Source organism: Planomicrobium sp. CPCC 101110, from assembly GCF_007859395.1.
GTDB lineage: Bacteria > Bacillota > Bacilli > Bacillales_A > Planococcaceae > Planococcus.
This window is the reverse complement of record NZ_VOHD01000003.1, coordinates 676,689-701,657: the sequence shown is the minus strand read 5'-3', so window position 1 is coordinate 701,657 and position 24,969 is coordinate 676,689. Positions and strand designations below refer to the sequence as shown.

The window sequence follows — 24,969 nt, the reverse complement described above, 5'->3', positions numbered from 1 at the left end:
AGCTGTATCCATTATGCCATATGTGACTGTTAAAATGCTCGAAGGGCGCACAGAAGACCAAAAACGCGCACTTGTTGAAAAAGTGACGGAAGCCGTTTCTGAAACAACTGGCGCACCGGTCGAAAACGTCGTCGTTTTTATCGAAGACATGAAAAAAAGCGACTACGGTACAAAAGGGAAACTGTTCTCTGATCAGTAAAAACGATATATTTAAGTTGAACTAAAGAAGTATCATTTACACACCGCTTCGTTCGCTTTGGGCATGGCTCTCGCAATAAGCCCGCAGACGCGCCGAAGCTAAGAAATGCCTTAAGATTTCAAGTGACTTCTGGTAAAATTGCTGTTTTACTGCTAATTGACTGAAAGGCATGGAGCAAAACAGCGGAGAAAACCATGTGCTCCTGCAGCGCTGTGCGCTTCGTCGCAAAGTATCAGCCGAATGCTGGTCGGCCGATACTTTCCTGCGGGATAGCGAAGTGCCGAAATCCACTCGGGCAAAAGCCCGAGTCAGTTCGGCGTGAGCCCGCGGAAAGCGCAGCTGTTTTGCGGAATGCCAACAACTAAAGATATGAAGTTCAACTTACTACATAAAGTAAAACTCCCGAAAGCGGGAGTTTTTTCTTTTACATCAGCACTGACAGTTCTTCAATGAATTCGAACGCTTGGTTGATTTCTTCGTTTGTAAAATTGAGTTTGCCTTTGACGACGTGCAGCTTTTCAATTTGTTCTGCCCGCTCCAAATGATCGAAATACAGGAGCGTTGCAGTCAGCTCCAAAAAGCGGCCGCTTTTTTCATTGAGCTTTACGGCTTGCGACGGATTTCCGAGCACCGATTTTCCAAGTGCATTAGAGAATTCCATCCCTTCGGCCGTCACGCTGTATTTGTACTGTACATATGAACCTTTATCTTCCAGCTCTTCTGAAACAAATCCCATATCGCATAATTCCTCGACACGGGCCGTCAGCTCTTCCGAATAAGGGCCATAAATATGAAATTCATATTTTTCCTGAAATGGCACACCCATTTTCTTCAATATGTAAATCATTTTCTGTAACTTCTTGCGGCCGGTAATCCCTTCCGCCAATGATATGAAATCTACTATTTTTGCGTGTTCCTGGAGCAATTATACTCCTCCTTCTCGAAGCATTTGCAGGATTTGCTGTTTGACGGCCTTTTTCTTGCCATCAATGAGCAACTCTGCAGGAAAATACAATTTATAATCGGTCCGCCTTTTGCCGGAAATGGCATCGACGATTTGTGAGGACCGGGATAATTCTTTGATTTCGCCTGACGGCATCAAGAGATGGATCGGCAGGCGCTCCTCCTCTTCGCCCGGACGGTAGAAATCGTAAGGCAGGTCGGACGTTGAATCATCAATCAAATAATAATCGGGATCGATCCCCGCTTTTCTGAACAATTGGGAGAGCTCTCCGAGTTTCCGGTAGTCTTTGCCCGGATCAAAATCGACATACTGGAACAGCCGCCGGTTGACAAAGCGGTCGCTCAAATCGGACAAAATCGGGTCGCGTTCCGTCATCCATAGCTGGAAATATGTCATCAATACCCCTTCATCAAGCGCCAAGTAATCCTTCAAATTGAACGACCTATCGAAAAAGGCCATAAAATGGGTCGGCGGCTGCTCGAATTTATAGCCGGATTCGCTCAATTCCTTGGCTCTTTGCAAAATCTTCCGCAAAATCACTTCCGCGCTCCGGGCAACGGGGTGGAAATACACTTGCCAATACATTTGGTAGCGGCTCATGATATAGTCCTCGACTGCGTGCATCCCGCTCGATTTGATGACCACCTGGTCCTCTACCGGACGCATGACGCGCAAGATGCGTTCCATATCAAAATGTCCGTAAGAAACGCCTGTATAGTATGCATCACGCTGAAGATAGTCCATGCGGTCCGCATCAATCTGGCTTGAAATCAGCGAGACGACTTGCTTGTTTGAATAGGTTTTCGCTATCACTTCAGCCACTTTCTTCGGAAAATCAGCCGCGACCTTCAACAAAATCCCATTGACTTCCGTTTCGCCAAGCAATATCTCCCGTGTGAACACTTCATGATCGACGTGGAAAACTTTCTCGAACGAATGCGAGAACGGTCCGTGCCCGAGATCATGAAGAAGCGCCGCACATAAAACGACAAGCCGTTCGCTCTCATCCCATGCCGGACGTTCATGAAAGATATCATCGACGATCCGGCGGACGATTTCATAAACGCCGAGCGAATGGTTAAAGCGGCTATGCTCCGCTCCGTGGAACACCAGATAAGAAGTCCCTAATTGTTTGATCCGGCGAAGGCGCTGCACTTCACGCGAATTGATCAGATCCCAGATAACTTGGTCGCGTACATGGATGTACCTATGAACCGGATCTTTGAACACTTTTTCTTCTGCTAATTTTTGTGCAGCATAGCTCATGGCACACCTCCAATTTGTTCTATCAACTCATATTTTAACTTGCCCTCAATTTCTCATTCAAGGGGCGCTGGCAGCATTTTCTTATTCCGTTCCACTACCCGGTCCAAATAAAACCCGTACAGCTCCATTTCTTCCGGAAGAAGCGGCTGCGGCGCCGGCATGCCCAACATGCCATACAAATCGAGCATCACTTCGGGAACAGTGATGGTTCTTCCCAACAGCTCGCTGAGCGACGCCATCACTTCCGGCTGGATCACAGGGTATGCGAATTTCGTTTCTTCCCCTGCAAGGCCTGCTTCGTAAAAATCGCGGATCAGTTCCGCCCGTTCCGCTCCGCTTCCTTCGACACAAAGATAAATTTGCACTGCGACCCCTCTGCGGATGCGGCGTTGGGAAATGCCTGCGAATTTTCTCCCTCCGATGCTCAAATCATAAGAACCCGGGCAATAGGAGCCGACGATTTCATAAGCTTCAATCGGGGCATCGGGAAACAAATTCCGGATCAATTCGAGCATCATATCATATCCTGAGGAAATATCAATGGCACTTTCCTTTTCCGACATGACGAGTGAAATATTCAAGACACCGGCATCGAGCACGACAGCCAGCCCTCCCGAATTGCGAACAATCGGCGTGAAGCCGCGGGACTGAAGCACCTTTATCCCCGCTTCAAGATGCGGCAGCCGGTGGTCTTGGATGCCGAGCACGACCGTGTTGTCATGGACCCATGTGCGGACGGCCGGCAGGCTTTTGCCCGAACCGACGAGCTCGCATAATGTGTCGTCTGCGGCAAACGATTCCAGTGCGGATCGGTTTTTCGCGCTCAAGGACTGGTCCCAGAAACGCCACTTGATTTGTTCTATAGATAACGGCATAACGATTTCTCCTCTTCCCGAATAACTTCCTTTCAGTTTACCCGACTCAAGCCTTGCTGAAAAGGCGTCCAAGCCATGACGAATTGGTGACAGCCCCTTCTTTTGGAGGAAGTTGCCAAGGTGTTGTGATAAACTGATTTTGTGAGAGCAAGACTAAAAGGAGTGTTTGATAAATGAACGAAGCAGCAATTACATTAGACGGCTGGTACGTCCTTCATGATTTCCGTTCGATGGACTGGGTTTCATGGAAATTGTTGACGGACGAAGAGCGCCAGTTCGCAATCGACGAATATCAAGCGTTTATCGAAAAAGTCAACCAAGCGGATGAGAACAAGACCGGAGCGCACGCCTTGTATTCCATCGTCGGCCAAAAAGCCGATTTGATGTTGATGTTATTGCGCGAGACGATGGACGAACTGCGGGAACTTGAAACAGAATACAACAAGCTGACATTGGTCGCTTATACAGTTCCAACTTATTCGTATGTTTCTGTCGTCGAACTTTCCAACTACCTGGCTGGAAAATCGGATGAAGACCCATACCAAAACCCGCATGTCCGTGCGCGCCTGTACCCGGAACTTCAGCGGTCGCAATACATCTGCTTCTATCCGATGGACAAACGCCGCCAAGGCGAAGACAACTGGTACATGCTGCCGATGGACGCGCGCAAAGAGTTGATGCTGAGCCACGGCAAAATCGGCCGCAGCTACGCCGGCAAAGTGAAGCAGATCATCTCCGGTTCTGTCGGTTTTGATGACTATGAATGGGGCGTCACTTTGTTTGCGGACGACGTTCTTCAGTTCAAAAAATTGGTCTACGAAATGCGCTTTGACGAAGTCAGCGCCCGCTATGCCGAATTCGGTTCGTTCTATGTCGGCACACGCCTAGACGCAGACCGTTTCGTGAAGTTTTTGGAAGTATAAATAGTTGGAAGCCGCCTCTAGGCGGCTTTTTTTATTGCTTTTAACCTTGAACGCATCTTCCGCCTATAGTTCTGCATCCCAATTCTATCTTTTCGCACCTAACATGAACTTCCGGAGTTTCAACATGAATTTCCGCACCCTTTACATGGCAAAGTGCACTTTCTTCATGCGCTTCGCGCTCTTCTATATGAAATCCGCAAAAAAGCAGTCCGCCTTGGCGGACTGCTTTTTTGCATTATCTTATAATGCTTTTGCCGCTGCAACAATCAGCATGATCCAGCCGACGATGAATGCGACGCCGCCAATTGGCGTAATGGCACCTAAAATACTGATGCCCGATAGACTCAAGACATAAAGGCTTCCTGAGAAAATGATGATGCCCGCAAGCATCAAATACCCAGCCCAGTTCAACGAGCTGATAGGCCCGATAAACGCGGAGCTCATCAAGACTGCTACAATCATCAAACCGATCGAGTGGAACATTTGATATTGCACCGCTGTTTGCCAAGTGGCAATGTACTTATCCGCAACGCGCCCTTCCAGCATATGCGCGCCAAATGCACCGAAAGCGACAGACAACAACGCGTTGACCGCTCCGGCAATCAAGAAAAACTTCATGCTTTCTCCTCTTTCCGCTTAAAAATCAAACAATGAATCCCCGTTGGCGCCTTCTTCTTTCAACTTGTTCTCGCCCAACGAAATTGGTGGCTTTGAAGCTGGGGGCGTGAGCGGCATAGCACGCGGCGTTTGTTCCTGAACGGGTCCGTCCTCATCCAGCAACAGATTGCACAAAGCCCGGATAGCGGCGACCGATTCGCGCATTTTCGCCGGATCTTCAGTCCGCGCTTTGCCGGCGTATTTCTCAATCTCACTCAAAATACGTGCAGGTGCGACAGCCATCGTAAATCCCCCTTTCATTTCTAATCTTTTCCCTTTCGCTTTGACGGTCAGCCGAGGCAACAACACCCCATCAAGCAGGGTTTCCCCTTATTTTAACATGCCTTGCTTAAACCGCATCAGGCAAGGCAAAAATCGATCGGCTGCTGCCCCCGTTTTTGTAACATTTCGTTCACTTTTGAATAAGGCCGGCTGCCGAAGAATCCACGGCTGGCGCTAAGCGGACTCGGGTGCGGGGCTTCCACAATATCGTTGTTTTCCAAGTCGATAAGCGGCTTTTTCTTTTGTGCGGGTTTGCCCCATAACACAAAGATGACCGGTTCTTCCCGCTCCGACAATTTGCGGATCACTTCATCAGTGAACGTTTCCCATCCTTGATTGCGGTGCGAATTCGCTTGCCCCGCCCGGACCGTCAGGACTGTGTTGAGCATCATGACGCCCTGGTCCGCCCATTTTGTCAATGTGCCGTCTTTCGGCTTTTGGCAGCCGAGGTCTTCTTCCAGCTCTTTCAGCATATTGCGCAAGCTCGGCGGATGCGGAACTCCCGGCTGCACAGAGAAGCTCAATCCATGCGCCTGGTTCGGGCCATGGTACGGATCTTGCCCTAAAATAACGACTTTAACATCTTTGAAAGGTGTATGCTCGAACGCTGACCAGATGTTCTCCTTGGCAGGATAGATGGTCTCGTTCGAATACTCTTCTTTCAGGAATTCCCGCAACTTCAAGTAGTAAGGTTTTTCAAATTCTTCTCCCAATACGTCCTGCCAATCGTTTTGAAAAATCTGCTTTCCCATAGACCCCACTCCTCAATCTTCAAATTGGACTTCCACATCATAATCGACCAAGTTGAACATTTCCTGCACAGACCGGGCCGCATTAGCTTCGGCCGTTTCCAGCACCCCTTGGCCGGTCGTTTCTTCCACCATCAGTTTTTTCGCTTCTTCCGCAAGTTCATATGCTTCCGAAATATCGGTATCTCCACGGAGAAGGCCTTCGTACGAATACACTTCCACTTGGTCCATGAACAATTCAGGGCCTCCCAGAATTTTTGCAGGCGGCAACGTCAATGTCGCAGTCTTCGCTTCCTCGTCGAGGACGATATCTTCTTCGGTGACTTCAGAAAAATCAATGCCCGCACGGACTGACCCCGGAATCACAACAAGCAGCTGGCGTTTTGTCCCGGGCAAATCCAAGCCGATTTCCTTTCCGAACAGCGCATTGTCCTGGCGCTCGATAATCACTTTCGAATAAGCTTCCGCTGTCGATAACTCATTCAAATCCTGGATCCGTTCCAAGAACGCACCCTTGCTTTCGGTCGCGGTGGAGCCTTGGATCATCCACCATGTACCCAGAGGCAGAGCGACCAGCAACAACAGGAGAGCTGTAATAAGCACAAAAAAAGAATTGCGGAAAACCCCCATCATGACTTTGGCTGTCCGCCAGAATCCTGATTCTTTTGTTTCTCCTTTTCCTTTCACTTCATTCAATAAACGCTCAATTTCCGTCAACTTCGGATCTTTTGCCATATAACATCCCTCTTTCTATTCATTTCATTATCGCCCCATGATAGGATAAGCAAAAGGGGCGATAACGATGGCTGATTGGCGAGAAAAAATAAAAACAATTTCCGCAGCGGATGGTTCCAGTGCTCCAGAAAGGGCAAAACAAGCCGGCATCGGATGCCTGGCAGCGTTCTTAATCGCTGTGTCCATTCTAACATTTATCATCGCGATTGGTCTTTTCAGAAGCGGCAGCTGGATCATCGCATTGTTCATCGCAGCGTTCTTCGCGCTAAGCACCATAAGCGCCGCAATTCTGCTCACGCCTCAAAAGACCGATTCATTGTAAATGGGCTGGTTTTTGATAAAATAAAACTATAAAATCAATTTCTTTAAAGGAGTTTGACCGATGACACTTAAGAAGACTTTAACAATCGCAGGTTCAGATACATCTGGCGGAGCTGGCATCCAAGCTGACTTGAAAACGTTCCAAGAACACGGAACATACGGAATGAACGCTTTGACCGTCATCGTAACCATGGATCCGAACAACGGCTGGAGCCACGGCATCCATCCGATTCCGGTCGAAACGCTTCACGCTCAACTTGAAACCGCATTTTCTACAGGTGTTGATGCCTTGAAAACAGGGATGCTCCCGACAGTCGATATTATCGAAATGGCCGGCAAAGCCATTCAAAAATCCGGTTTGGAAGATGTCGTCATCGACCCGGTCATGGCATGCAAAGGCGAAGATGAAGTATTGTTTCCTGAAAACGTCGACGCAATGATTGCCCACTTGTTGCCGGTCGCTAAAGTTGTAACACCGAACTTGGTCGAAGCTGGCCAGCTTTCCGGTTTAGGAACACTTCAGACAGTTGAGGATTTGAAAGCTGCAGCGGAAAAAATCCACGCGCACGGCGCTCAATACGTTGTCATCAAAGGCGGCAAGCAATTGAAACATGAAAAAGCTGCTGACCTGCTTTTTGACGGGACGACACATTATTTGCTGACTTCCGAAAAAACGGACACAACTTATAACCATGGTGCCGGCTGCACATTCGCTGCTGCAATCACCGCCAACTTGGCAAACGGCAAATCCGTTAAAGAAGCTGTACTTGACGCAAAAACATTCGTTTCCGCCGCCATCCAGCATGGCTGGAAATTGAACGAATATGTCGGCCCAGTAATGCACGGAGCTGCCAACAAGTTCGAGAAACCTGAAATTGAAATAACTGAAGTTTAATCCATATATCCAAAGGAGGCCGCTATCGCGGCCTCCTTTTTTCATTCTGCCGAGAAAGGGATATAGGTTTGACATTGCGCTTCACTGTATCTGCCGCAAATATTTTAGCGCCATACCAATTGGGCTCCATTTCCACAATCAGTTCCAAACCCCTATTTTTTATTTTCAAATTTCTTTTCCCTGGTGCTGTTAGTATTCTCGTAAAGCATCGTTTTCGCTTTCTTTTGGACTTTTGCCTATACTAAAAAAAGAAGGATTGTTGAGGAGGAGCATTATGGAATTAGTCGAAGTAAAAAAATTGCAGGTTCAGTTGGATGCTTTTGCAGGAAAAGATGTGTATTTGCATCTTGAAACAACTAACGGGTCTTATGCCACCCACTTTAACGAAGGTTTTTTCAATGCCGGCGCGTTTATCCGCAATGTCGTCATAAATTACGAACTCGGAAAAGTGGTCGGCGAAAGCCCGCATCGGGTCGGCCTGAAACTGCCGCACGGCTGGGTGTATGCGCAAGGCATCACTCATTACGAAATGGACGAGCAAGGCAGATTGCTGCTCGCTGGACATGACGGATCAGGAAAATTGGCGGTGGCGCTGGAAATCAGCGAAACACCGTTCAGTTATTAAGGAGGAACGAACATGGCATTACCAGAAGAACGGCATGTATTGGTCGTCTTCCCTCACCCCGACGATGAAGCGTTCGGTGTATCGGGAACAATTTCAACTTATATCAAACAAGGAACTCCAGTTACATATGCTTGCCTAACCCTTGGCGAAATGGGGCGCAATCTTGGAAACCCGCCTTTTGCAACGCGGGAATCTCTGCCGGAAATTCGGAAAAAAGAATTGCAGGCGTCTGCAGAGGCCATGGGGCTGACCGATTTGCGCATGATGGGCCTCCGGGACAAGACGGTCGAATTTGAAGAGGACGAAAAAATGGTCGGCATGATGGCTGAATTGATCACTGAACTGAATCCATCGCTAATCATCACGTTTTATCCGAATCTATCCGTCCATCCGGACCATGAAGCGACCGCCCGGGCTGTCGTCAGAGCGGTCCGCCGGATGAAAGACCGGCCGAAACTCCACTGCGTCGCTTTTGCCAACAATACTCTTGAAGTGCTCGGGGCACCTGATATTGTCCATGATATGAGTGCTGTACGCGACCAAAAAATGGGCGCGATGAAAGCCCATATCTCCCAAACCGCTTGGATGCTTGAGGAAATGGAGCATAAACTTGCGCAAGGCGATATGGATACGGAAAACTGGCTGACACAGGAACGCTTCTATGCTTATCGCTGGGACCAGGATTTCGAAGAAACTTTCTAATGCCAAAGCACGGTTTCTTATTATGAAACCGTGCTTTTTATTTTTTTATTATATTAAAATTGAAAAAAGTATGCGCTTTCACTAAAGAAATCATGTATACTCTGAAGAGTTACATTTTTATTTCATCGGAAAAGGGGAGTCATTCGTGAAAAAGTATCCACTGTCAACATGGCTATTATTTTTAATTCCTTCATTACTGGGCATCCTGTTGTTTATCGTGCCCGTACCAACTGCAGAAGGCTGGGTCGTAACGGTTGCCTTGTTGGCAAATTTATTGGCCGGCGAAATCGAGGCCTATGCCCCGTGGATCATGATGGGCATAATGATCATTGCAGCGCTTGGCTCACTCGTATTTATCACAAGAAGAGTTAATGAAAAACATCATGTTTCGTTCCTTGATAAATTGTTCAATGTCAATTTGTTTTGGACCATCGTCCGTATCCTAGGAGCGGTTTTTGCTGTCATGGTCATGTTCCAATTGGGGCCAGAAGCTGTTTGGAGCGAAAATACAGGCGGACTTCTATTATCTGCCGGCGGGCTTCTTGCCTTCCTTTTCACCATTTTCTTGTTTGCGGGCTTATTATTGCCGCTCTTGATGAACTTTGGATTATTGGAGTTTTTCGGGACTATGATGGTGAAAGTCATGCGTCCTTTGTTCCGCTTGCCTGGGCGTTCTTCAGTTGATGCGCTTGCATCATGGGTAGGCGATGGAACAATCGGCGTATTGTTGACAAACACACAATATATCCAAAACAAATACACACAGCGGGAAGCCGCAATTATCGGAACAACATTTTCTGTTGTTTCAATCACATTCGCCATCGTTGTTATCCAGGAAGTCGGGCTTGCCCAATACTTCTTGCCGTATTACGGTACGGTCATCCTGGCCGGAATTGTGCTTGCCCTTATCATGCCGCGTCTTTATCCGCTGTCAAAAAAACCGACAACGTTCATGAACGGTAAACCGCAAGATACACAATCAGAAGACATTCCTGAAGGACATACCGTCTTTTCCCACGGCCTTGAAAGCGGCTTAAAAACAGCAGAAAAAAATCGTTCAGCCAGTGAATTCTTCAAAGATGGTTTTAAAAATGTGCTGGACATGTGGATTGGTGTGGCTCCGGTCGTCATGGCCTTCGGTACGATCGCATTGATCTTGGCGGAGTATACATCCGTGTTTGTAATATTAGGCGCGCCGTTTGTACCATACTTGAACTTGCTTGGCGTCCCGGAAGCCGCAGAAGCTGCCCAGCTGATGGTCGTCGGTTTTGCCGATATGTTCCTGCCGGCAATTCTTGCGGCAGACATCGAATCTGAGTTGACGCGTTTTGTCGTAGCGACAATGTCTGTTACCCAGCTTATCTATATGTCTGAAGTCGGCGGATTGCTGCTCGGTTCTAGAATACCGGTAGGCATCCTTGACTTGATCGTCATTTTCCTGCTCCGTACAATTATCGCTTTGCCGATTGTTGTCGGCATCGCCCATTTGTTGTTTTAATGGAAGAACCCTTCGCAAAATTTGCGAAGGGTTCTTTTTTATACGTTCTGTAATTTGATTTTCAATTTTTCCAGCATATCGGCTGTCATAGCATCCAAATCGTATCGGGTTTTAAAGCCCCATTCGTTTTCCGCTGCTGAAGCGTCGATGCTGTCCGGCCAGCTGTCAGCAATCGCTTGGCGAACCGGATCGACGGCATAAGACAGTTTGAATCCGGGAATGTGCCTGCGGATTGATGCCGCGATTTCTTCGGGCTCGAAACTCATCGCCGTTACATTAAAAGAGTTGCGGTGCTCTAAGCCCGACGCGTCAGCTTCCATCAAATCGACAATCGACTGCAGAGCGTCAGGCATATACATCATATCCATATAAGTTCCGCCCGCAATATAAGAGGCATATTCCTGTTGTTCAATCGCCTTATAGTAAATGTCCACTGCGTAATCTGTTGTGCCGCCTCCTGGCTGTGCCACGTACGAAATCAAGCCCGGAAAGCGCACACCACGGGTATCGACGCCAAACTTGTGGAAATAATAATCGCACAGCAGCTCCCCCGCTACTTTGTTGACTCCGTACATTGTCGTAGGTCGCTGCAAAGTGTCTTGAGGAGTGTTCTTTTTTGGAGTTGAAGGGCCGAAAGCGCCGATTGAGCTTGGCGTGAAAAACTGCATGCCTAATTCACGGGAAGCTTCAAGTGCATTTACCAATCCCCCCATATTCAAGTTCCAGGCAAGCAATGGTTTTTCTTCTGCTGTCGCCGACAGCAATGCCGCCATATGCATCATGGTATCTGCTTTGAAATCTTTCGCTAAATCAAACATCCGCTGTCCATCTGTCACATCAAGCAGCTCGAACGGCCCGTTTTCCGCTGCCGCCGGCCGGATATCTGTCGCCAATACATTGTCCATACCATATATCCCTTGCAGTTTCCCAACAAGTTCAGATCCGATCTGGCCTAATGCCCCGGTAATCATAATACGCTTCATCTTTCAAACTCCTTCCAAATAAGAAAACATTTGTCCTGTGCAGAAAAACATTTATACTGAGATATCTATTGATTTTACGCGGTTTCCTATGATGCCATTATAAGTTGTTCGTTATAAAAACACAATCACTTTTACTGTTCAGCAGTTTCTCAAAAGGGCCCCTTACGTTTTCACATGGCAATATACTGACTTCAAACTATTTTATTGAGCTGGCGAATAAGGGGTGCTATAATGAAACAGCCCTGGAAACAAAGTATTTATGGGCTCTTTTTTAATTATTAATAGGGTTTTCCGCCCTTTAAACCTACTATTCCGCTCTGCTTAGTTTTGCCGTTTCTTTCCGCCAAAACAGGGTATAAAAATGAGGAGTATGGATTTGGTGCAAAGGAGCAGGGGAAGCGGTCTATTAACAAAAATTCTATAGGAAATAGAGGAGATCAAAATGAAAAAAATTAGCTTGTTGTTATTATTGCTGCTAAGCACTATAGTATTGCTCGCTGCTTGCGGCGGCGGTTCGCCTCAGGAAGATCCAACAACAGATGATGCTGCAGGATCTGGAAGCACAGAACAAGACCTGTTGGCAAAAGTGCAGGAAGAAGGAAAATTGGTTGTCGGCACTGAAGGGACATACCCTCCTTTCACTTTCCACGATGATGCTGGAACATTGACCGGGTTTGACGTGGAAATCGCGCAGGAAGTCGGAAAGCGCCTTGGCGTTGAAGTTGAATTTTTGGAAACGCAATGGGATGCCATGTTTGCCGGACTTGATGCAGGGCGCTTTGATATGGTCGCAAACCAAGTCGGCATCAATCCTGAACGCCAGGAAAGCTATGAGTTCTCAGATCCTTATATCACTTCACAAGCGGTACTGGTTGTAGGAAAAGACAACACGGAAATCAAAAGCTTTGAGGATCTGGAAGGAAAATTATCAGCACAGTCTTTAACAAGCAACTATGCGGAAACAGCACGCTCTTTCGGAGCTGAAATCGAAGGCGTCGAAGGGTTTAACCAGGCGATTGAACTGCTTAACTCAGGCCGGGTTGATGCAACTGTCAACGATAACTTGACTGTTTTGGACTTCTTGAAACAACGCCCTGATGCAAACATCAAAGTGGTCGATGAAGCTGATGATGCAGCTCAAAGCGGTTTGCTATTCAGAAAAGACAGCGGCGCAATCGTTGAAGAAGTCAACAAAGCGCTCGATGAAATGATTGAAGACGGCACGTACGAAGAAATTTCCAATAAGTGGTTTGGCGAAAATGTACTTGAGTAGTATTTTCTCAGATCCAGTCAGAACAGAGCGGCTCATGGAAATTGCTCAATCAGCCTGGGTGCCATTACTGGAAGGGTTGGTTCAGTATACAATACCTTTAACGGTTATCACTTTTATACTCGGGCTGGTATTGGCGGTCATTACTGCCTTAGCCCGAATTTCTACCATTAAAATATTCCAGGTAATTGCGCGTGTATATGTTTCCGTTATCCGAGGTACACCATTATTGGTTCAGCTGTTCATTCTATTTTATGGATTGCCTTCCATCGGAGTCGTTATTGATCCGTTTCCGGCCGCTGTCCTTGGCTTTTCCTTGAACGTGGGGGCTTATGCATCTGAAGTTATCCGGGCATCAATTTTGTCCATACCGAAAGGGCAATGGGAAGCTGCCAATACAATTGGCATGACCTATACACAGGCGCTTCGCCGCGTGATCTTGCCGCAAGCGGCGCGTGTATCCATCCCTCCCCTTTCGAATACATTCATCAGTTTGGTAAAAGATACTTCCTTGGCATCACTTATTCTTGTTACGGAAATGTTCCGCATTGCTCAGCAAATTGCCGCAACGAACTATGAATTTCTATTGCTATACGGGCAAGCGGCACTTATCTACTGGGTCGTCTGTTTTGCATTGTCAGTCGGCCAAGGCAGACTGGAGCACCGATTTGACCGTTATGTATCCAGATAATAAGGGCATTCAACAATTGCAGTAAGGAGCGAGCTATGATTTCCATTCGAAATTTACACAAAAAATTCGGCGACCTTGAAGTTCTGAAAGGCATTGACCTGGACGTTCAAAAAGGGCAGGCTGTTGTGGTCATTGGCCCTTCCGGCTCCGGTAAAACGACGTTTCTAAGATGCTTGAATATCCTGGAGACGCCCACTGCCGGCACGGTGACAATCGATGATCAGACCGCCGACTTTTCAAAAACCTTTTCGAAAAAACAAGTGACGGCTTTCCGCAAGCAGTCCGCCATGGTTTTTCAACATTACAATCTGTTTCCGCACATGACGGCGCTTGAAAATGTCATGGAAGGCCCGGTTATTGTCCAAAAGAAAGATAAAGCGGCGGCCCGAAAAAAAGCCGAGCAGCTTTTGGAAAAGGTCGGCCTTAGCGACAAGAAGGATTATTACCCATTCCAATTGTCAGGCGGACAGCAACAGCGTGTCGGCATTGCCCGAGCGCTTGCGCTGGAACCGAAAGTCATGCTGTTTGATGAACCGACTTCGGCGCTTGATCCGGAACTTGTCGGTGAAGTGCTGCAAGTGATGAAGGACTTGGCTTCTGAGGGAATGACAATGGTCGTCGTAACGCATGAAATGCGCTTCGCCAAAGGCGTTGCGGATGAAGTCCTGTTTATGGATGGCGGCAAAATCGTCGAAAGCGGCCGTCCTGAAGAGGTTTTCAACAACCCGAAAGAACCGCGCACACGCCAATTTTTGAGTTTGATTGAAAAGACAGATGTTATCTAAAAGACTCGCTGCCAAAAATGGCGGCGAGTTTTTTTATGGAGTGATTTCCTCAGCTCCTTTCTTGCTGTATAATTATACTTATATTGTGTTTAATATACTTCCACATTAAAGGAGCCTTTACTATATGCAAACGCTGATCATAGATACACTTGAATCCCTGTTCGATGAAATGGTTGAAATCCGCCGCCATCTTCATATGCATCCGGAGCTGTCCCATCAGGAAGTCGAAACGCCTGAATTCATTGCCTCCAAACTTGAAAAAATGGGCATTGAAGTGCACCGCGGCATAGGAGGAAATGGCGTTGTCGGCTATATCCGGGGCGGCAAGCCCGGCAAGACGATCGCTTTCCGTGCTGATTTTGACGCACTGCCTATTGACGACAGAAAAGAAGCAGCCTATAAATCAACAGTTCCAGGAGTCATGCATGCGTGCGGCCACGACGGCCATACAGCAGGCCTTCTGGGCTTTGCCAAAGCAATGGTATCCATAAAGGAAGAACTGCCAGGCACCATCGTCCTGATCCATCAATTTGGCGAAGAAGCACCTCCTGGCGGTTCCCGGGCGATGATTGCCGACGGCTGCCTGGAAGGCGTCGACTTGGTGTATGGGGCGCATGTCCAAAGCAGTTTGGAGCATGGAAAAGTGTTTGTGCGCGATGGTTTTTTACAAGCTTCTGAAGATACCATCAAAATCATTGTGCGAGGCTCCGGAACCCATGGGGCTGAACCGCACCTTGGCGTGGATCCCATTTTGGCCGCAAGTCATATTATGATTGCGCTGCAATCGGTCGTCAGCCGGAACACCGATCCGCTGCAGGAATTGGTGGTCACCATCGGTAAATTCCATGCCGGTGAAGCCGACAATGTCATCCCCAGTGAGGCTGTGCTGGAAGGGACAATCCGCGTCTTCAATCCCGAACTCCGGAAGCTTGCAAGCGAACGGGTGACCGCAATAGCCGAAAACGTGGCCAGCGCAATGGGAGCCAGCGCGGAAGTGATTATCGAAAGCGGCTATGATTCTCTATGGAATCATCCCGAAGCGATGGACATCGTCCGTACAGCCGCCCGCGCTGCAATCGGCGAAGAAGCGGTAAGGGAAATTCAGCCGGTCATGCCGGTTGAAGACTTTGCTTACTATACGCAGGTCGTTCCCGGGGCATTCTTTTTTGTCGGAGCGAAAATGGCGGATGAAACGCTTGTCTATCCGCACCATCATGAAAACTTTGACTTTAATGAAGAAGCGATGCTCATTGCGGCGAAAGTGTTCGCGGCAGTTTATTTTGAAGCCCAGAACCAAACAAGTTATTGAGCTAAAAAGCCCCTCTCTATATCCATATAAAAAACCCGCCCGGGAATGAACTGACCCAAAAAAGTTAGACAATAATTTAAGCGGCTTGTTGCACATGAGTTCGGTAGTCAACCGGACTCATGTTTTTTAATTTGGACTTCATTCGTTTCTGGTTGTAATACACCATATAGGCGTCCAGTTCCTGGAGGAAGTGCTCCACACTCTCGAATTCCTGCAGGTACAGGAGCTCCGTCTTGAGAATGCCGAAAAAGTTCTCAATCACAGCGTTGTCGAGGCAGTTCCCCTTACGGGACATGCTTTGGGTGATGTTTCGGTTGGCCAACGCTTTTTGGTATTTCGCCATCTGGTACTGCCAGCCCAGGTCGGAATGGAGGACCAGTTCCGTTTCGGAATCCAGCCGCTCAAAAGCTTGTTCAAGCATCGTGGAAACCAGGTCGAACGTTGGCCGGCCTTGAACCGTATAGGCAATGATTTCGCTGTTGAACAGGTCCAGCACAGGCGATAGGTAAAGCTTCTGGCCAAAAAGAGCAAACTCCGTCACATCGGTTACCCACTTCTGATTCGGTTTCTCGGCAGAGAAATCTCGCCCCAATACATTCGGGGCAACCTTCCCGACGCTCCCCCGGTAGGAACGGTATTTCTTCATCCGTACCCGGCACGTAAGGCCGATCGTTTTCATCAACTTCAGAACGGTTTTCGGATCAAGCTGGATGCCTCTTTTCCTCAATTCGATGTGGATATTCCGATGCCCGTAACGTCCTTTGTGCGCGTGAAAGATGGCGGAAATCAGCTCTTTTGCCTCTTTGTATTTGTCGGGGCGTTCCTGGTGTTTGATCCAATAATAATAGGTGCTTCTCGGAAGAGCTGCCACCTTGATGAGGTCGACGACCTTGAAATCATGCCTTAGCTCGTAGATTACTTGGGCTTTGAGTTGCGTTGTGAGCGTTCCTTTTCCTTCACTAAGGCATTCAACTTTTTTAAGTATGCGTTCTCCATGCGCAGCCGTTCCACTTCTTCTTGGAGGGATTCTTTCGGCATTACGGGATTTGTCGGTTTTTTCGGTTTGTTTTTCATGGGTGGACGCCCCTTTTTCATTGGAATGAGGGCTTCCGTTCCGCTTTGATCCATCGCTTTCTTCCATTTCCCTACCGTGGTCCGGCTTGGAATATTGAAAACGGCGGCTGCTTCAAGCGAGGATGCCCCGGTATCTTTCATAAAGTTCAGTACGTCCAGTTTAAACTCGGCTGTGTAGTTTGTATACCGTTTCCGCAACCCGTCTTCGCCATGATGCCGATAAAGTTCCACCCATTGTTGGAGCCCTCTGGCGTTGACGCCATACCGTTTGGCAAGTTCTTCTTTCGACTCCTGGCCGGCTAAATAGGCGCGAGCAGCCCGTATCTTGTCTTCAACCGTAAATTTCGCCATAGAAAAAACTGCACCTCCCTTGTTAGTTGTGTCTAACAATTTCGGTGCAGTTCAGGAAGCCGGGCGGGTTTTTTAATTTAGTTGATAACGCCAAGTTCTTTCCCGACTCGAGAGTAAACTTCGATCGCTTTGTCGAGCATTTCTTTAGAATGCGCCGCTGTCGGCATGTTGCGGACGCGTCCCGTGCCTTTGGCAACTGTCGGGAAGACGATGGATTTTGCATAAACGCCTTCTTCGAACAAGCGCTTTGAAAACTCTTGCGTCAATTTTTCGTCGCCGATGATGCATGGCGTGATTGGCGTTTCAGAATCACCGATATTAAAGCCAAGCTCTTTCAGGCCTTTTTTCAAATAATCTCCGTTGTCCCATAGTTTATCGTGGAGTTCCGTGGAATCAATGATCATCTGCAATGCAGAAATGATTGCCGCGACATCACCAGGCGTCACTGCTGTCGAAAACAGGAACGGGCGTGAGCGGACGCGCAGCCAGTCAATCAGGTTCTTTTTCCCGGCAACATAACCGCCGACAACGCCGACCGCTTTGGACAATGTGCCCATTTGCATATCAATCTCTTTTTCAAGGCCGAAATGCTTTACAGTGCCTTTCCCCTTGCCTGTTACACCTGAACCGTGCGCGTCATCCACATATGTGATCAAGTCGAATTCTTTGGCGATTTCCACGATTTCCGGAAGCTTCGCAATATCGCCGTCCATTGAAAAGACGCCATCTGTAATGACCATCACTTTGCTGTACAAACCGGATTCTGTCGCTTCTTTCGCTTTCGCGCGCAGATCTTCCATATCGGAATGCTTGAAAGCAATGATTTTCGCTTTCGACAAGCGGCAGCCATCAATGATTGACGCATGATTCAGCTGATCGGAAAGAATTGCATCGTTTTTGTCCATTACAGCAGAAATCGCAGCCATGTTGCAATTAAAACCTGACTGGTAGGAAATTGCCGCTTCTGTCCCTTTGAATTCCGCTAATTTCTCTTCCAATTTCACATGCAAATCCAATGTTCCATTGATCGAACGGACTGCTCCAGCGCCGACTCCGTATTTATCAATGGCTTCTTTCGCCACTTTTTTCAAATCTTCGTTTGTTGCAAGGCCCAAATAATTGTTCGAAGACAAATTGATCAAGTCTTTGCCGCGCACTTTGATGATCGGCCCATTCGGCCCTTCTACCGGATCCACTTCGTTATATAATCCCTGTTCTTTTAGTTCGCTCAAATTAGCATCTAAAAAAGCATCTAGTTTTTTCGACAATGTTCTCTTCCTTTCAAAACAAAATTCTGTACTTATCTTATCATACCCCAAAAATCGGCCAAAAGAAAAAGCGGACTGCAGTCCGCTTTTCCCTTGCTTGTTATTCTTTTTTCCCTTTGTTCGGCTTATCTTTTTTATAAAGCACTTCGTATGTGAATTCCTGGGCTTCTTTTTGTCCCGGCTCAGCTGCGTAAGAAGTGATCATCTTCACATTGCCTTCACGGAGCACTTGCTGCAGATCAAGAGCTTCTTTGTTTGTCACGTTGAATGGATCTACATGGAAGACGCGCTCTTCGCCATTCTTCTTCGTTTGGACGAACGTTGTTGTGAAATTCACGTATTCCCCTTTCAACTGCCCAAGTGATTGGAACGGCTCAGTGGAAGTTCCATCAGCAGAAAAATCACCCAGTTGAATATTCTTAATGAACCACCCTGTGTCGTTATAGCCCCAGTCCGTCAAGTTGCGGAATGAAACCAGCACCTCTTGGCCAGCGTATGCCGAAAGATCGAAAGTTTCTGTAGACCAAGCCAATTTATGGCCAGTAAAGCCTGGTACATTTTCTTTGATTGTCGGATGACCTTCATCAACGACCTCAGTACTTGTGTTGCCGTTTGCCAATGAAGTCCAAGTTTCCCCATTATCCGCGGATACTTGAACAACACCGTAATCCCAATTCTTTTCAATATCGTAGTAATGGTCAAATGTCAAAACTGCATTTCCAGCCGGAACCGTGGCACCAAAGATCAAAGCTTGGTCGGCTTCATCGCCGTTGTTGGCATGCAGCACTTGTTCGGCAAGATCCAAAGGGTTAGCAACCGTCTTCCACTGCAATGGAAGGAAATCAGCGCCGTCAAACTTCAAGCCGCGTACGTCTTTTCCAAAGTTGAATTCTTTGAAATCGCCGCCCCAAGCAGGCACGCCTTCTTTTTCAAATGTTTTCGCTTTTTCAAAGTCGATCGTTTTTCCGCGGACGCTTCCATCAGTGCCAACCGGCAATTCGCGGAGGTTGATGCTGTCGAAGTTATAGTCGCTATCAACATTTGAATTGTCCAAAGTCAGCGCTGTCATAAAGTCCTGGTAAATTTCCGTAAACGTTTTATCAGAGCCGTATTTCTTAAGAACTTGATCTACGCTTGCCATGCCTTGGCTATTGCCGTCAACCGCAAGCTCACGAATAAACTCTTGGCCGAATTTATCGTACATATAAAGCGTGAACAAGTAAACTTGTCCGTAATCTGCAATCGTTTCCGGTCCTGTTTTGGCAGTTCCATGCTCATCCCAGTTGACCAGCGAATTTTCCGGATGATCCAGGTAGAAATTGATTGAACCTTCTCCGTGGCCGTAACCGCCGAGGAATTCGGAGAATGTTGACATCCCTTCGTTCAACCATGTTTCTTCCGCGCCGTCATTATCGGCATGGATCAAATGCTGCAATTCGTGGATCGTCGTCCCGAAGAATGTCGATTCAAGGCGAGTTTCCCATGAATTCGTATCAATTGTGATGATATTGCGGTCCGTGTAGTTTTCAAGTGTCTGCCAGAAGAATCCGGCTACGAAAAATGGATACGCCGGATTGTTCCATCCTTCATCCTGGACGTTGTCCACAAGCATGATGACTTTGTCGGAGCCTTCATAATAACCTTCAGGCAGCCCGACCATTCCTGGAAGAGGGGATTTGGAGCCGTCCAGCTGATCCGGCGTCCCAAAGAATTCGGTCGCTTTCGGGTAGATATTGCTGTCGAATTCGTTGCGCAATTTGTCGACTTGCGCTTGTGTCACGACGTCAGCCGGTTTCGGATTGTTCGGGCCATATGCCAAATCGTTTGCTACCCAAATTTCCACATTGTCGCCTACGCTGCGGAGGGTGAACTCTTTGAATTTCAAGTTTCGATTTAAAAAGAGTTTAGTTCCGCCGTCATATGTAAATGATGAGTTCGCATCTGCCGATTCTTCGGAAGCCGCCACTTCATCCGCCTGTGCTTTTATCTTCTTTTCCGCTTCTTTCAAGAAATCCGCATTTTGAGAAAGCTCGTTTAATTTTTGGTCAATATCCACCCGTTCCCCATAACGCTCGCTGTTCCAGTCCTTCAACGAAGCTGAAGGCACGGATTCAGTCGGTGCAGCAGCTGCCGGAGAGTACAAGCTTAATGCCAGCACGCTTGCAGAAAAAATTGAAACCCATTTGCTTTTCTTCATCTTCCTTCCCCTCTCATCGCTATCAGAATTTTCCTTCTTATAAGTATATTATCAACTCATAATATTATTCAAAATAGGACATATGTAATATTTCGCCTATCAAAATAAATTAAAGAAAGATAATTATCTTTTTGATAAATTTATGATTTCCTTTCCATATAAAAAAGAGCTGCATCTCGCTGCAGCTCTTTCTCTCCCAATTATTGCAAAGCATTATTCAAATCTTCCATCAAGTCTTCCACATCTTCGATGCCTACCGAAATACGGACAAGGCCTTCAACAATGCCAAGCTCCCCGCGGCGTTCGACAGGAATCGAAGCATGGGTCATTTGAGCTGGCACCGAGATTAAGCTCTCCACCGCTCCCAAGCTTTCCGCAAGCGTGAAGTACTTGAGTTTCGCAATAAGTTCGCCCGCTTTTTCTTTGCTGCCTACATCAAATGAAATCATGCCGCCGAAACCGGTGGCTTGTTTCTGCATCAATTCGCGGCCCACGTGCGATTCAAGGCCCGGGTAAATGACCAAGCCGACTTTTTCGTGCTGATCAAGGAATTGTGCAATCTTGAGGGCATTGGCATTTGTTTCTTCCATGCGGATGCCAAGCGTTTTCAATCCGCGAATCAACAGCCAGGAATCCTGCGGCCCAAGAACCGCGCCGATTGAATTTTGGACAAAGTGGAGCTGCTCGGCAAGTTCTGCTGTGTTCACTACAACTAATCCCGCAACGACATCGCTGTGGCCGCCGATGTATTTTGTTGCACTGTGCAAGACGATATCCGCACCAAGTTTGATCGGATTTTGCAGATATGGCGTCATGAACGTATTATCCACAATCGTCAATAAACCTTTCGATTTTGCAAATTCGGCCACCGCTTCAATATCCGTCACTTTCAATAACGGGTTTGTCGGTGTTTCAATGAAAATCGCTTTTGTATTTTCTTGGACCGCTGCTTCGACTGCAGCTAAATCCCCTGTATCCACGAATGTGAATTCAAGGCCAAAACGGTTTAAGACTTTATTCATCACACGATAAGTGCCGCCGTAAACGTCATCAGTCAAAACAATGTGGTCTCCCGAAGAGAACATCATCATAACGGAAGAAATAGCCGCCATCCCTGAAGCAAACGCAAATCCTGCATGGCCGTATTCAACATCAGCAATCAATTCCTCAAGCGCATGGCGCGTCGGATTGCCTGTACGTGAATATTCATAGCCTCTAAACTTGCCAACTGCATCTTGTTTATATGTGCTGACTTGATAAATTGGCGTGGAAACGGCACCAGTCGTCTCGTCCCCAAAAATTCCGCCGTGAATCAATCTAGTTTTTGCTCTCATTTGTTATCCTCCTCGAACGTTCTTCCGTAAATATCCTGGCTCATATAGCGTTCGCTCGAGTCAGCAAATACGGTGACGATATGGCTTCCAGGTTCCGCTGTTGCGGCTTCCCGCAGCGCCGCAACATACGCGGCCCCGGATGAGCTTCCCACTAGCAGCCCTTCCCTTTTCGCCAATTCTTTCAATGCTGCAAATGCTTCTTTGTCGGTAATGGTATGGATTGAACCGAAATAAGATTCGTCCATATAGCCTGGCAAAAATTCCATGCCGATTCCTTCCGTCAAATGGGGACCGCTTTGGCCGCCGTTCAGGATTGACCCTTCCGGTTCGACAATGGACGTTTTGATGGCTTTGTTCTTTGATTTCAAATAACGCGATGTTCCCATGAATGTGCCGCCTGATCCTGCACCCGCTACGAAGATATCGATTTTGCCATCCAATGCTTCCCAAAGCTCCGGGCCGAGTGTCCGCACATAAGTTTCCGGATTGGCCGGGTTTGAAAATTGGGAAGGAGAAAAGGCGTTTTCCTGCTCTGCCATTTCTTTCGCTTTCGCGATGGCGCCTTTCATGCCGGCTTCGGTCGGTGTGTTGATAACTTCCGCTCCAAGTGCGCGCATAAGCGCCTGCTTTTCCTGGCTGAACTTCTCCGGTACGATAAACTTCACTTTATAGCCTTTGCCGATTGCCGCAAGCGCCAAACCGATTCCGGTGTTGCCGGCAGTCGGTTCGATCATTGTGCCGCCTGGCTTCAGCAATCCGCGGCGTTCTGCATCTTCAATCAATGAAACACCCAGGCGGTCTTTGACGCTGCCGCCCGGGTTAAAATATTCCAACTTCGCGAAAATCCGGCATTGGTTCGGGATGTCCATATGTGTCAATTCCAGCAGCGGCGTGTTTCCAATCAGCTGCTGGATTCCTGTTGCATATTTCATGTCTCTTCTCCTTAAACAGCTTCGTCTGCAAAAACTTGGCGCCACTCATCTTTTTTCGCCAGCATTTCACGCGCTAATTCCTTGGCACCTTCCAGGCTATGGCTTGCCGCCCAGCCGCATTGCACTTCGTTGCAAGCTGGAACTTCGTCAGCCGCAATCACATCTTTTAATGTGTTTTCCAAGATTCTTAAGATATCATCATAATCGTCATGGTTGATGACCGACAAATAAAAACCGGTCTGGCAGCCCATCGGCCCGATATCAATAATCTGGTCCGAATGGTTGCGGCTATGCTCAGCCATCATATGTTCAAGCGAGTGAAGGCCAGGCATATCCATATGCTCTTTGTTCGGCTGTTTGAAACGAATGTCATATTTGCGGATCGTGTCGCCGTTTGCGCCTGTTTTTTCTCCAGCCAAACGCACGTATGGCGCCACTACTTTCGTATGGTCCAAGTTAAAGCTTTCAACATTCATTTTTTTCATTTGTACCCATCTCCTTTTGGTTTGTTGTTCTGCCCTTGTTGGCCGTTGGCACTTCGGTCTTTCTGCCCATGGCCAAGACCGCCATGAACCTCAAGCTCTCAAGCGCTTGTCCAGTCTCCGGTGCCTAGCTCTTCAGGACATAAGTCAGAGCTGAACAGGCGCTTCCGCTTTTCTCTTTGTCAGAGCTTACCGGCCGTTGCCGCTTTTCTTTGTCGCGTCGATCAGCCAAACGTACTTGTTAAGCTGCGTGAATTCCACTGTGAAGCCTGCTGCTTCGATCAGGCTTTTCATCACCGGCAGAGTAGTATAGTATTCGCGGTTCAAGTCTTCCACCAGGTTTACATGTCCACGCGTTTTTTCAAATTCGATTATTTCCTGCTGTGCTTCAACTGATTTGAACACCGTATCAGCAAAGACCACTTTCCCGCCTGCCGGAAGTTTTTCTGCATATAGCTTGAATGCTTCCGCTTTCTCTTCATCCGTCAAGTGGTGGAACGCATAGGTGCTGACAAATGTTTCGGGTTCAACCTCTATTGTAAAGTTTAAAAAGTCGCCGTCAAGAATAGCGACATCCGGCATTTTTTCCGCCGTGACTGTGCGCATTGCATTGTTTGGCTCGACGCCAATCACTTCGAGCCCACTAGCACGCAATTTTTCTGTCAGATTGCCCGTTCCGACACCAAATTCCACAACAGGACCGCTCGCTGCATCTGCAACCGCCTGTAAAATTTCATCATATTTCAAGAAGACATCTCTATATTCTTTATCTTTTCCGCTGACAGAATCGTCATACGTATGAACCCAGTCATCAAAAATTTCTACAAATTCCAATCCCATGAAAATATCCCCTTTTCGGGTTATTATAATAAACCCAATAGCATTACTCGGTTTTATTTATATCATATGTAGAAAGGGGTTTCAACTATCCAGTTTGGCATTCAGATTTTCAGCACTGGCGGTATGTCGCTCTTTTTTTCAATGATTTTTTTCAAGACCTTTTCAAACCATGGCAAAGTGAATTGGACGATCCTGCCGGTGATGAGCGCGACAGCAATCGTGCCGATGCCGACCGGTCCGCCGAGCAGCCAGCCCACGAACGCCACGGCCACCTCAATGCCCGCCCGGACAACACTGATGCTTAGACCGGTTTTTTCAACCACAAACAGCATTAAACTGTCCCTTGGGCCTGCACCTATCTTCGGCGCTACATAGCAGCCAATGCCAATACCGGCCAATAAAATGCCAAGCACCAAAACAAAAACCTGCCCTGACATCGTTTCAACATCAGGAATGGCGAAGTTGAAAATATCGATGAAAATCCCGACCAAAACCATATTTAAAAATGTCCCGATTTGCGGCATCCGGCGGTATAAAAAGGCAGTTAACGCCAAAATGGCGAGCCCGGCGATAATTGCCCATGTCCCGATCGTCAAACCGAAATTCATAAAGAGCCCGACATGAAGGACATCCCAGGGACCGATCCCAAGCCTGTTCCCTTTGATCGTCAGCGTAAAGCCGAGCGCCATAACAATCAATCCACACAGGAAAAATAGCCACCGATAATACAACGAACGTTTCATCCGATCACTTCTTTCTGTC

General features: G+C 47.6%; 27 protein-coding genes. 11 read left to right on the top strand and 16 right to left on the bottom strand.

Annotated elements, in window-relative coordinates; genetic code table 11:
• The first annotated feature begins 13 nt into the window (after positions 1-13).
• Positions 14-199, top strand: coding sequence for a 2-hydroxymuconate tautomerase (locus FQV30_RS03580; RefSeq protein ID WP_106532804.1), 186 nt, complete (start codon positions 14-16; stop codon positions 197-199).
• Positions 200-623: 424 nt separating this feature from the next.
• Here the strand turns inward: FQV30_RS03580 and FQV30_RS03575 are convergent, their stop codons facing one another.
• Genes FQV30_RS03575 through lipL form a run of 3 tightly spaced genes read right to left on the bottom strand, consistent with a single transcriptional unit; the run spans position 624 to position 3,304 of the window.
• Positions 624-1,124, bottom strand: a complete 501-nt coding sequence (locus tag FQV30_RS03575; protein WP_146498761.1) for a YwgA family protein — start codon at positions 1,122-1,124, stop codon at positions 624-626.
• Positions 1,125-2,429: an HD domain-containing protein gene (locus tag FQV30_RS03570; RefSeq protein ID WP_146498760.1), complete on the bottom strand. Its 1,305-nt coding sequence runs from the start codon at positions 2,427-2,429 to the stop codon at positions 1,125-1,127.
• A 53-nt stretch (positions 2,430-2,482) separates the two neighbouring features.
• A complete protein-coding gene (gene lipL / locus FQV30_RS03565) occupies positions 2,483-3,304 on the bottom strand; it encodes an octanoyl-[GcvH]:protein N-octanoyltransferase (RefSeq protein ID WP_146498759.1) in 822 nt (273 codons plus the stop codon).
• Between the two features lie 173 nt (positions 3,305-3,477).
• Here lipL and hemQ point away from each other — a divergent pair, with 173 nt between their 5' ends.
• Complete coding sequence (gene hemQ, locus FQV30_RS03560; protein WP_146498758.1) at positions 3,478-4,227, top strand: hydrogen peroxide-dependent heme synthase; 750 nt, start codon at positions 3,478-3,480, stop codon at positions 4,225-4,227.
• 240 nt (positions 4,228-4,467) lie between these two features.
• On the opposite strand, the gene FQV30_RS03555 is transcribed toward hemQ, so the two are convergent.
• From FQV30_RS03555 to FQV30_RS03540, 4 genes are all read right to left on the bottom strand, one after another.
• On the bottom strand, positions 4,468-4,845 hold the full coding sequence (locus FQV30_RS03555) for a DUF423 domain-containing protein (protein ID WP_146498757.1): 378 nt from the start codon (positions 4,843-4,845) through the stop codon (positions 4,468-4,470).
• Between the two features lie 18 nt (positions 4,846-4,863).
• Positions 4,864-5,127: a YwdI family protein gene (locus FQV30_RS03550; RefSeq protein WP_146498756.1), complete on the bottom strand. Its 264-nt coding sequence runs from the start codon at positions 5,125-5,127 to the stop codon at positions 4,864-4,866.
• Positions 5,128-5,243: 116 nt separating this feature from the next.
• Entirely contained in the window at positions 5,244-5,918 is a 675-nt protein-coding gene (locus FQV30_RS03545) for a uracil-DNA glycosylase (RefSeq protein WP_146498755.1), read from the bottom strand.
• Between the two features lie 12 nt (positions 5,919-5,930).
• The gene (locus tag FQV30_RS03540; protein ID WP_146498754.1) at positions 5,931-6,650 is read right to left on the bottom strand and encodes a DUF4230 domain-containing protein; all 720 of its coding nucleotides are present in this window, start codon (positions 6,648-6,650) and stop codon (positions 5,931-5,933) included.
• A 67-nt stretch (positions 6,651-6,717) separates the two neighbouring features.
• On the opposite strand from FQV30_RS03540, the gene FQV30_RS03535 reads away from it, so the two are divergent.
• The 5 genes from FQV30_RS03535 (at position 6,718) to FQV30_RS03515 (ending at position 10,691) form a co-directional block, all read left to right on the top strand.
• A complete protein-coding gene (locus FQV30_RS03535; RefSeq protein WP_146498753.1) occupies positions 6,718-6,972 on the top strand; it encodes a hypothetical protein in 255 nt (84 codons plus the stop codon).
• A gap of 60 nt (positions 6,973-7,032) precedes the next feature.
• Entirely contained in the window at positions 7,033-7,866 is an 834-nt protein-coding gene (pdxK, locus tag FQV30_RS03530) for a pyridoxine/pyridoxal/pyridoxamine kinase (protein WP_146498752.1), read from the top strand.
• Positions 7,867-8,140: 274 nt separating this feature from the next.
• Entirely contained in the window at positions 8,141-8,491 is a 351-nt protein-coding gene (locus FQV30_RS03525) for a YojF family protein (RefSeq protein ID WP_146498751.1), read from the top strand.
• Positions 8,492-8,503: 12 nt separating this feature from the next.
• Positions 8,504-9,193, top strand: coding sequence for a bacillithiol biosynthesis deacetylase BshB2 (gene bshB2, locus FQV30_RS03520; protein ID WP_146498750.1), 690 nt, complete (start codon positions 8,504-8,506; stop codon positions 9,191-9,193).
• A gap of 145 nt (positions 9,194-9,338) precedes the next feature.
• The gene (locus tag FQV30_RS03515) at positions 9,339-10,691 is read left to right on the top strand and encodes a YjiH family protein (RefSeq protein ID WP_146498749.1); all 1,353 of its coding nucleotides are present in this window, start codon (positions 9,339-9,341) and stop codon (positions 10,689-10,691) included.
• Positions 10,692-10,729: 38 nt separating this feature from the next.
• On the opposite strand, the gene FQV30_RS03510 is transcribed toward FQV30_RS03515, so the two are convergent.
• The gene (locus tag FQV30_RS03510) at positions 10,730-11,674 is read right to left on the bottom strand and encodes an L-threonine 3-dehydrogenase (RefSeq protein WP_146498748.1); all 945 of its coding nucleotides are present in this window, start codon (positions 11,672-11,674) and stop codon (positions 10,730-10,732) included.
• A 442-nt stretch (positions 11,675-12,116) separates the two neighbouring features.
• Here FQV30_RS03510 and FQV30_RS03505 point away from each other — a divergent pair, with 442 nt between their 5' ends.
• The 4 genes from FQV30_RS03505 (at position 12,117) to FQV30_RS03490 (ending at position 15,729) form a co-directional block, all read left to right on the top strand.
• A complete protein-coding gene (locus FQV30_RS03505) occupies positions 12,117-12,947 on the top strand; it encodes an amino acid ABC transporter substrate-binding protein (protein ID WP_146498747.1) in 831 nt (276 codons plus the stop codon).
• Entirely contained in the window at positions 12,934-13,635 is a 702-nt protein-coding gene (locus FQV30_RS03500; RefSeq protein WP_146498746.1) for an amino acid ABC transporter permease, read from the top strand. Before FQV30_RS03505 ends, FQV30_RS03500 begins: the two co-directional genes overlap by 14 nt.
• Positions 13,636-13,670: 35 nt before the next feature.
• On the top strand, positions 13,671-14,420 hold the full coding sequence (locus FQV30_RS03495; RefSeq protein ID WP_146498745.1) for an amino acid ABC transporter ATP-binding protein: 750 nt from the start codon (positions 13,671-13,673) through the stop codon (positions 14,418-14,420).
• A 124-nt stretch (positions 14,421-14,544) separates the two neighbouring features.
• Complete coding sequence (locus tag FQV30_RS03490; RefSeq protein WP_146498744.1) at positions 14,545-15,729, top strand: M20 metallopeptidase family protein; 1,185 nt, start codon at positions 14,545-14,547, stop codon at positions 15,727-15,729.
• Positions 15,730-15,805: 76 nt separating this feature from the next.
• Here FQV30_RS03490 and FQV30_RS03485 read toward each other — a convergent pair.
• The 8 genes from FQV30_RS03485 to FQV30_RS03450 form a co-directional block, all read right to left on the bottom strand.
• Positions 15,806-17,154, bottom strand: a protein-coding gene (locus tag FQV30_RS03485; RefSeq protein WP_146498743.1) for an IS3 family transposase whose coding sequence is annotated in 2 segments (ribosomal slippage) — positions 15,806-16,710 and positions 16,710-17,154 — 1,350 coding nt in all. Because the reading frame shifts where the segments join, the coding sequence is not laid out codon by codon here.
• A 77-nt stretch (positions 17,155-17,231) separates the two neighbouring features.
• Positions 17,232-18,422 (bottom strand): glycine C-acetyltransferase, encoded by a 1,191-nt coding sequence (locus FQV30_RS03480; protein WP_146498742.1) that lies wholly within the window; start codon positions 18,420-18,422, stop codon positions 17,232-17,234.
• Positions 18,423-18,522: 100 nt separating this feature from the next.
• On the bottom strand, positions 18,523-20,619 hold the full coding sequence (locus FQV30_RS03475) for an immune inhibitor A domain-containing protein (RefSeq protein WP_146498741.1): 2,097 nt from the start codon (positions 20,617-20,619) through the stop codon (positions 18,523-18,525).
• A 200-nt stretch (positions 20,620-20,819) separates the two neighbouring features.
• Complete coding sequence (locus FQV30_RS03470) at positions 20,820-21,953, bottom strand: bifunctional cystathionine gamma-lyase/homocysteine desulfhydrase (protein ID WP_146498740.1); 1,134 nt, start codon at positions 21,951-21,953, stop codon at positions 20,820-20,822.
• A complete protein-coding gene (locus FQV30_RS03465; protein WP_146498739.1) occupies positions 21,950-22,885 on the bottom strand; it encodes a PLP-dependent cysteine synthase family protein in 936 nt (311 codons plus the stop codon). Before FQV30_RS03465 ends, FQV30_RS03470 begins: the two co-directional genes overlap by 4 nt.
• Before the next feature lie 11 nt (positions 22,886-22,896).
• Positions 22,897-23,370, bottom strand: a complete 474-nt coding sequence (locus FQV30_RS03460) for an S-ribosylhomocysteine lyase (RefSeq protein ID WP_146498738.1) — start codon at positions 23,368-23,370, stop codon at positions 22,897-22,899.
• Between the two features lie 186 nt (positions 23,371-23,556).
• Positions 23,557-24,207, bottom strand: a complete 651-nt coding sequence (locus FQV30_RS03455; protein ID WP_146498737.1) for a class I SAM-dependent DNA methyltransferase — start codon at positions 24,205-24,207, stop codon at positions 23,557-23,559.
• A 101-nt stretch (positions 24,208-24,308) separates the two neighbouring features.
• Positions 24,309-24,950 (bottom strand): YczE/YyaS/YitT family protein, encoded by a 642-nt coding sequence (locus FQV30_RS03450; RefSeq protein WP_146498736.1) that lies wholly within the window; start codon positions 24,948-24,950, stop codon positions 24,309-24,311.
• Positions 24,951-24,969 lie beyond the last annotated feature (19 nt).

Excerpts from the sequence above, each read along its gene's own strand:
- FQV30_RS03570 (WP_146498760.1), bottom strand. The coding sequence starts at position 2,429 with ATGAGCTATGCTGCACAAAAATTAGCAGAAGAAAAAGTGTTCAAAGAT.
- FQV30_RS03505 (WP_146498747.1), top strand. The coding sequence starts at position 12,117 with ATGAAAAAAATTAGCTTGTTGTTATTATTGCTGCTAAGCACTATAGTA.
- FQV30_RS03475 (WP_146498741.1), bottom strand. The coding sequence starts at position 20,619 with ATGAAGAAAAGCAAATGGGTTTCAATTTTTTCTGCAAGCGTGCTGGCA.
- FQV30_RS03510 (WP_146498748.1), bottom strand. The coding sequence starts at position 11,674 with ATGAAGCGTATTATGATTACCGGGGCATTAGGCCAGATCGGATCTGAA.
- FQV30_RS03525 (WP_146498751.1), top strand. The coding sequence starts at position 8,141 with ATGGAATTAGTCGAAGTAAAAAAATTGCAGGTTCAGTTGGATGCTTTT.
- FQV30_RS03450 (WP_146498736.1), bottom strand. The coding sequence starts at position 24,950 with ATGAAACGTTCGTTGTATTATCGGTGGCTATTTTTCCTGTGTGGATTG.
- FQV30_RS03580 (WP_106532804.1), top strand. The coding sequence starts at position 14 with ATGCCATATGTGACTGTTAAAATGCTCGAAGGGCGCACAGAAGACCAA.
- bshB2 (WP_146498750.1), top strand. The coding sequence starts at position 8,504 with ATGGCATTACCAGAAGAACGGCATGTATTGGTCGTCTTCCCTCACCCC.
- FQV30_RS03555 (WP_146498757.1), bottom strand. The coding sequence starts at position 4,845 with ATGAAGTTTTTCTTGATTGCCGGAGCGGTCAACGCGTTGTTGTCTGTC.
- FQV30_RS03460 (WP_146498738.1), bottom strand. The coding sequence starts at position 23,370 with ATGAAAAAAATGAATGTTGAAAGCTTTAACTTGGACCATACGAAAGTA.
- FQV30_RS03550 (WP_146498756.1), bottom strand. The coding sequence starts at position 5,127 with ATGGCTGTCGCACCTGCACGTATTTTGAGTGAGATTGAGAAATACGCC.
- FQV30_RS03465 (WP_146498739.1), bottom strand. The coding sequence starts at position 22,885 with ATGAAATATGCAACAGGAATCCAGCAGCTGATTGGAAACACGCCGCTG.
- FQV30_RS03470 (WP_146498740.1), bottom strand. The coding sequence starts at position 21,953 with ATGAGAGCAAAAACTAGATTGATTCACGGCGGAATTTTTGGGGACGAG.
- FQV30_RS03500 (WP_146498746.1), top strand. The coding sequence starts at position 12,934 with ATGTACTTGAGTAGTATTTTCTCAGATCCAGTCAGAACAGAGCGGCTC.
- FQV30_RS03490 (WP_146498744.1), top strand. The coding sequence starts at position 14,545 with ATGCAAACGCTGATCATAGATACACTTGAATCCCTGTTCGATGAAATG.
- FQV30_RS03540 (WP_146498754.1), bottom strand. The coding sequence starts at position 6,650 with ATGGCAAAAGATCCGAAGTTGACGGAAATTGAGCGTTTATTGAATGAA.
- FQV30_RS03535 (WP_146498753.1), top strand. The coding sequence starts at position 6,718 with ATGGCTGATTGGCGAGAAAAAATAAAAACAATTTCCGCAGCGGATGGT.
- hemQ (WP_146498758.1), top strand. The coding sequence starts at position 3,478 with ATGAACGAAGCAGCAATTACATTAGACGGCTGGTACGTCCTTCATGAT.
- pdxK (WP_146498752.1), top strand. The coding sequence starts at position 7,033 with ATGACACTTAAGAAGACTTTAACAATCGCAGGTTCAGATACATCTGGC.
- FQV30_RS03455 (WP_146498737.1), bottom strand. The coding sequence starts at position 24,207 with ATGGGATTGGAATTTGTAGAAATTTTTGATGACTGGGTTCATACGTAT.
- FQV30_RS03545 (WP_146498755.1), bottom strand. The coding sequence starts at position 5,918 with ATGGGAAAGCAGATTTTTCAAAACGATTGGCAGGACGTATTGGGAGAA.
- lipL (WP_146498759.1), bottom strand. The coding sequence starts at position 3,304 with ATGCCGTTATCTATAGAACAAATCAAGTGGCGTTTCTGGGACCAGTCC.
- FQV30_RS03495 (WP_146498745.1), top strand. The coding sequence starts at position 13,671 with ATGATTTCCATTCGAAATTTACACAAAAAATTCGGCGACCTTGAAGTT.